Source organism: Vibrio sp. V39_P1S14PM300 (genome assembly GCF_009904765.1).
Lineage (GTDB): Bacteria > Pseudomonadota > Gammaproteobacteria > Enterobacterales > Vibrionaceae > Vibrio > Vibrio proteolyticus.
In genome coordinates this window covers 1-6,608 of the sequence record NZ_WXWP01000324.1, presented here as the reverse complement: position 1 = coordinate 6,608, position 6,608 = coordinate 1, and the positions used below count along the sequence as shown (strand labels likewise).

Sequence of the window (6,608 nt, the reverse complement as noted above, 5' to 3'; positions counted from 1 at the left end):
ATCCAGACTTTCTCTTTTGCCCGAGTCATTGCAACGTAGAACAAGCGCCGCTCTTCTGCGTGCGGGAAATCATCATCCGACTTGGTCAACGCCGCATCCAGGTGCAATGATTTCTCTTTGGCCGGGAATTGCCCTTCATCCACCGAAAGAATAATCACGTAGTCAGCCTCTTTACCCTTACTTGCATGGCACGTCATGAACTCTATCGATAGCAACCCATAGTGTTTTTGCCAGTCTGCCAACAACTCCGGTTTGTGGTAATGATTACGACCAAGTAACAACACGGTTTTCTTGCCTTTTGCGCTTCGATTCAGTTGGTCCAGAATCTTCTCAACATTGTTTGACGGTGCCGTATAGACTGCCTTGGCTTTCTGCTCCTTGTGACTGCGTAGCGCTTTTGGCAACTGAGCCGGGTTAGCCTGAATAAACTGATTCGCGACATCACCAATTTGGTTATTAAAACGGTATGTCGTATCCAAATAATGCACCGTCGAATACGGGAAGCGGTAATCGAAGCCGGTGGTCAGGTCGACATCAGAACCGGCAAACTGATAAATAGACTGCCAGTCGTCACCAACGGCAAACAAAATACACGGCTCTGTGTCTTTGCCTTTTTCACACAAGGCTTCAATCAATTCAAGTCGCTCTGGTGAAATATCCTGATACTCATCAATCATGATGTATTTCCACGTTGGACGATAACGCCCACGTTTCACATACTGAGTTGCACGGCGAATCATGATGTTGAAATCAATCTGGCCCGTCTCTTTAAGCATTTGTTGCCAGGCTTGATAGCATGGCCATACCAGGGATAATTCGCTGTTTAAGCGCGTATATTCCGGATGGCTGACCAGTTTTTCTTGCAGATCTTTCTTGGTCGCGCCCATTGCAGCCAATTGCATCATCTGTTTCTCCAGCCAGGCGATCAATTTCGGGTTCTCGACCTGACTACCCAGCTCGTCATCACCAGCCAGATAAGCAATAGGCCATTGAGAGAGATGCTTCTGCCAGCGTTTAAAATTGGTTGGCGTCATCCAGTGCTTCTTCAGCCAATCGATGCACCAAGCTTTTCGCTGATTATCATCCACAGCCAGAGGGGAAACCACCACGCTCGTTTCTTCAACCTGATTCAGTATCTTAAGGCCAAGTTGGTGGAAAGTATTCACGCTGATACCGTCGGTAGACATACCGAGTTTATCGTCTAAACGCTGCCTCATTTCTTGCGCAGCATCACGGCCAAACGCTACCATCAGGATATCTTCTGCCTGTGCCAAGTGGCTTTGTAACAGATAAGCGACCCGTGCAGTCAACACACTGGTTTTGCCAGAACCGGCCCCCGCCAGAATCAAGTTATTATCGTCGTTCAGCAACACGGCAAACTGTTGAGACAGGTTAAGTGGTGAAGACTCCAGTTGCGAAAAGAGCACTTCCCAATTGGGACGCTCATTTTCAAGCCAAGTGTGGTTACGCTCTGATAAGGTTTCATCCGTGTCTTCAAGCCAGGGCGTCAGAGCAGCCATACGCTCCGGCATTCTCTGACATGCTTCAGCCAGAGACATATGCATACCGGTCAAATTTTGATTCACGGTATCAATCCAGCGTCCAACACTCGAATGAGAAAGGAACGACGGCAAACGGCGTAGACGCGTCAGCTCTTCTTCCCATTCAGGGAGATGTTGTGACAACTGACGACACTGTTCATTGTGCCAGTGTTGGTACTTGGCTACCGCATGGCGGGCAAACTCTCGGCACTGACGCCAGGGCAATCCCTGTACGACCCAGGCACGTTGCACTCCGGTCTCTTCATGGGCGAAAAATTTCATTTCTCCCCACAGCAATCCCCTTTTGAGCGCCACTTTTCCGTTCCATACATTGAACGGAATCCGCTCTTCACTCATCGCAGAAGATAAAACAATCAGCTCGCTGTCGAGCTCAACTTGATGATATTCGTTTTGAATAAGGTACTTTGCAGTCTTATTAGCACTTAGCTGCATTACTTTTTTGCCTGTCGATTCGGTTGCCGTCATGATATAACAATCAGGATCAGGGATGAAAATTTAATGTCAATATTTGCATTGACGATTATATCTACAAACAGTCTCATTTTTTTATCTGTGTCAGTATGTTAAGCCCTCAATACGGGTTATTGTATAGGTTAGAATTTTTCAAAGTTGAGCCATTGTGAATTTTACCAACCAGTTGCGCCTTTATTGGGCAAATAAAACCATCAACTACTGCCTGCTTATTCTGATCACTCTGCTCGGCGTTGTCATTCCGGCATGGCATTTTCAGCTCGACAGAGAAATCATCCCGCTCATTCTCGGCGTCATTGCGGCGGCACTGGCGGAGAGTGACGCCAGTTTCACCGGTCGTCTGAAAGCGGTCACTCTCACCTTTGTCTGTTTTGGTCTCGCGTCGCTTTCCATCGAAATACTGTTTAAGCTGCCTTGGTTATTCGCCGCTGGCCTTTTTATCTCAACCTTTGGTTTTATTATGCTGGGAGCCGTAGGCCCAAGATACGCCAGCATCGCATTTGGCTCCCTGCTGATCGCCATCTACACCATGTTAGGTGCCCATGAAAGCACCGACATTTGGTTTCAACCCGCGATGCTGCTGACGGGGGCAGCCTGGTATTACTTTGTTTCAATGATCTGGCATGCCTTCTGGCCTATGCAGCCAGTTCAGCACAGCCTGGCAAACGTCTTTGAGAAACTGGCCGATTATCTGGAGTCCAAAAGCCACCTTTTCCACCCCGTTAGCGAGTTGATTCCTCAGCCTCATCGTATCGCGGAAGCCAAGCTCAACGCTGCCACAGTGACCGCCTTGAACCAGTGTAAAGCTACCTTATTGAGCCGTTCAAAGCGTGGCCACGTTGATGGTGCCAGTGACCGTTTTCTTAACATTTATTTTATGGCACAGGATATTCACGAACGCGTCAGCTCCAGCCATTACCGCTATCAGGAACTGGCCAAAGAGTTTCAGCGTTCGGATGTGATGTTTCGTTTTGAACATCTGCTGCAAACGCAGGCTTTTGCCTGTCGCGAAATTGCGCAGTCGATTCGCCTCGGAAAAGAATACCAGCATATGAACGCTTCGGTGCTTGCGTTAGATGAATTGCAAAGCTCGATGACCTATCTGCAGGAACAAAAGAATCCGCAATGGAAAAGTCTTCTGGCTCAATTAAGCTACCTGTTCAATAACCTTGCAACGGTTGAAAAACAGCTCAACAACATCAACAACCCGGATGCAGAGAGTAAACCGGAAGAAGATGTACTCGATGACACCGAAGCGCACTCATTGAAAGCCATGTGGCAGAGAGTTCAGTCGAATCTCAACAAAGAATCCTTGCTGTTTCGCCATGCTCTGCGCATGTCTCTCGCGCTGACGCTCGGCTATGGCATTATTCAAGTATTCGATATCGACAGAGGATATTGGATCTTGCTGACTACACTGTTTGTCTGCCAACCCAACTATGCCGCGACACGCCAGAAACTGGTGGCCCGAATTGCCGGCACGCTGGCTGGCCTATTGATTGGGGTACCGCTGCTGACGTTTTTCCCGTCACAGGAAAGCCAACTGGTGTTGATCGTTCTCTCCGGCGTCATGTTTTTCGCGTTTCGTATCAACAATTACGGATTTGCGACCGGCTTTATTACTCTGTTAGTCCTGTTTTGTTTCAACCAGCTTGGTCAAGGTTTTGCCGTTGTATTGCCTCGCCTTGGAGATACGTTGATCGGTTGTGCGTTGGCCGTCGCCGCCGTGGTATCTATTTTCCCTGACTGGCAGTCGCGTCGGTTGCATAAGATCATGGCAGATGCGATTGGTGCGAACAAAGATTATCTGGCTCAGATCATCGGTCAGTACCGCATTGGTAAAAAAGACAACTTAACTTATCGTATCGCGCGTCGTTCTGCTCACAACAACGATGCCAACCTAACTAATGCCATCAGCACGATGCTGGCAGAACCGGGGCGTTACCGCGCGGCAGTCGACGAAAGTTTTCGTTTCCTGACATTGAACCACGCCCTGCTCAGCTACATCTCCGCTTTGGGTGCCCACCGCACCCGAATCAATGATGAAGCCATACATCAATTAGTGCTTGATGCGCATAGGGCCATTCACCGACATCTGGATATTCTTTACACTCAGCTCAATGATCACTGTGATACCTGTGACACCAGTGATATCGACGATTCAGGTCTGGAAAAACGTCTTTCTGAGTGGCGCGACGAAGATGACAGCTCCGCTCGCATGGTGCTACAACAGTTGCACCTGATCCATCGAATGCTGCCTGAAATGCATTCTTTGGCCAGCAAATTCGCGGTCCGCGTAGACTCTCCGGGATCAAACAGTTAAGCGACAGGATCTTGTCTCTCTCACGAACCTTTGACATTAGTTGACATTACTCGGACAAAAAAACAGCGTTCGATACCTAGTATTAACTCAATAGTCATTTATTTGAAGGTGGGAGCATGGAAGGAGACATCTCTTACTGCGGTGAATGTGTATCGCGACACCGACCGATGCTGGGAGAGAGCAAGATGAACATGCAACAGTTTGAAACGTTGAAGAATCAACTCAAAGAACTGACGCCGCAACAACTGAAACAACTGCAGTGTGAAATCAGCAGCAATCTGTCACGCTCTGACGAAGGCCTGCTGACTGACGAAGAAATGTCACTTATTTCCAGCTTGTTTTCCTAATCAAATCTACTAGTTTATCAGTAGAGAGAAGGAGTCACGGTCATGTCAGTGTCTGCGGTTTCAAACAGCTACCCTATCCTACACAACGCTTTTAAACAGGCGGATGAAGCTGCGGCTGAAATCAACTCGGTAACAACCAGCTCGTCAAACGCTCTTGAATTCAATAAAGTCGATACCAAACCAGTTGAAAAGTCAGATGATGACCTCGCATCATCGTTGGTTAAACTTAATCAGGCAGAACTTTACGGTAAAACCGGAACCACAGTTAGGCAACGTGAGCGAGAAATGATCGGCTCTTTGCTGGACGTTCACATCTGAAAACTTCACACATTTGTTGCAAAACGTATTGTGCCCGTTGTATTTCGTCGTCGGTTCTCTACAATCACGACAAAATCGATTGATACCCAGTTTTATGCCCAAATTTTCTTCTGGCATTGTTAGCCAAACCTCGCCGCTTGCTCCACATACTCAACCAAACCGTATTCACCAATCCTTACAGAGTCGGAAACATGAGCCTGAGCGTAAACTGTGCCCTAGCCCACTACTCTCCGATAAGCATTTGGAAAGACGTTGGCGTATATTGTCAGAATTAACCGATCAGACAGTATTACTGGATAGCTTTACCCAAGCCCATTACGACGCCTATCAGGGAAACATTGAGCATTTCATCGGCACGGTCAACGTCCCCGTCGGAATTGCCGGTCCTTTGCGTGTCAACGGCCTGTATGCACAGGACGACTACCTGGTGCCGCTAGCAACCACCGAAGCCGCCCTGGTCGCCTCTTACCACCGTGGGGCCAACCTAATCACCGCTGCGGGCGGCGCAAGTGCCATGCTGATTAACGAAGGGGTGAGTCGCACTCCTGTCTTTGCTTTCGACTCTCTGGCCGATGCAGGTCTGTTTGTCGCCTGGGCGGTCGCGCAATACGAACAGTTCAAAGAGATAGCGGAAGCCACCACATCCCATGGTCAACTCAAAGACATGAACGTCAATATCGAAGGCAATCATGTCTATCTGGTGTTTGAGTATCTGACAGGGGATGCTTCTGGTCAAAACATGGTAACCATTGCTACCAATGCCGTGTATCGATTTATTCTGTCACACAGTCCAATCGTTCCGGTGGAAGCGTTTCTTGATGGAAACCTGTCCGGCGACAAGAAGCCAAACGCCCATACTTTGCGTTCTGTGCGCGGTAAAAAAGTGTCTGCGGAAGTGATCATTGCAGCCGAATTGGTAGAGAAATACCTGCATACCAGCGTTGCACGCATGGTCAGCTTCGCCAATAAGACCACCGTAGGCGGACTCCTTAGCGGTAGTGTTGGTATCAATGCTCACTACGCAAACGCCCTGGCGGCGTTGTATATTGCCTGTGGTCAGGACGCCGCGTGCGTCTCAGAATCGTCAATCGGCATCTCACGCATGGAAATGAGACAAGACGGCGCACTCTATGCCAGTGTTACGTTGCCCAATATCATGGTCGGCACGGTTGGCGGAGGGACAGGATTACCGACACAAAAGGCGTGTCTTGATATTCTGGGCCTATCCGGCTCAGGCAACGCGAGAGCGTTTGCAGAAGTCACCGCCGCCCTATGTCTAGCCGGTGAACTCTCCATCGTAGGCGCATTCTGCGCGGAGCATTTTTCCAGAGCGCATCATAAGCTTGCCCGAGGCCAGGCCAAGTCTTAAGCCAGTATCGGGCTTCGTGATATTCAAGGATGAATGTCACCGGGATAACAAATCTTCATTTCCAAATCGCTTTGTCAGTGCAATTTCAGAGCTTTAGACATATATTTTGTGTAACGTCCCTATAAAAACGATTTCCTATGGCGTCAGTAACCCACTCTATCGATAAATTAATTAACCTGTTGAAACCTGGCATGCGGTTGTCGGCCAAAATCGAATTC

The 6,608-nt window shown here is 48.6% G+C and carries 5 protein-coding genes; 4 read left to right on the top strand and 1 reads right to left on the bottom strand.

All coding sequences use genetic code 11. The features are described 5' to 3' along the window. A partial coding sequence (gene helD / locus CAG65_RS16775) for a DNA helicase IV (RefSeq protein ID WP_161454351.1) occupies positions 1 to 1,994 on the bottom strand: 1,994 nt, incomplete at its 3' end. A 187-nt stretch (positions 1,995 to 2,181) separates the two neighbouring features. Between helD and yccS the strand changes: the two genes are divergently transcribed. From yccS to CAG65_RS16760, 4 genes are all read left to right on the top strand, one after another. Beyond that, positions 2,182 to 4,356 (top strand): YccS family putative transporter, encoded by a 2,175-nt coding sequence (gene yccS / locus CAG65_RS16770; RefSeq protein WP_161454350.1) that lies wholly within the window; start codon positions 2,182 to 2,184, stop codon positions 4,354 to 4,356. A 116-nt stretch (positions 4,357 to 4,472) separates the two neighbouring features. Beyond that, positions 4,473 to 4,703, top strand: coding sequence for a hypothetical protein (locus tag CAG65_RS22095; RefSeq protein ID WP_202599436.1), 231 nt, complete (start codon positions 4,473 to 4,475; stop codon positions 4,701 to 4,703). 42 nt (positions 4,704 to 4,745) lie between these two features. After that, positions 4,746 to 5,021 (top strand): hypothetical protein, encoded by a 276-nt coding sequence (locus CAG65_RS16765; RefSeq protein WP_021705242.1) that lies wholly within the window; start codon positions 4,746 to 4,748, stop codon positions 5,019 to 5,021. A gap of 94 nt (positions 5,022 to 5,115) precedes the next feature. Beyond that, positions 5,116 to 6,390, top strand: a complete 1,275-nt coding sequence (locus CAG65_RS16760) for a hydroxymethylglutaryl-CoA reductase (protein WP_161448983.1) — start codon at positions 5,116 to 5,118, stop codon at positions 6,388 to 6,390. Positions 6,391 to 6,608: the final 218 nt, after the last annotated feature.

Coding starts and splice junctions, on each gene's coding strand:
- CAG65_RS22095 (WP_202599436.1), top strand. CDS start 4,473: ATGGAAGGAGACATCTCTTACTGCGGTGAATGTGTATCGCGACACCGA.
- CAG65_RS16760 (WP_161448983.1), top strand. CDS start 5,116: ATGCCCAAATTTTCTTCTGGCATTGTTAGCCAAACCTCGCCGCTTGCT.
- CAG65_RS16765 (WP_021705242.1), top strand. CDS start 4,746: ATGTCAGTGTCTGCGGTTTCAAACAGCTACCCTATCCTACACAACGCT.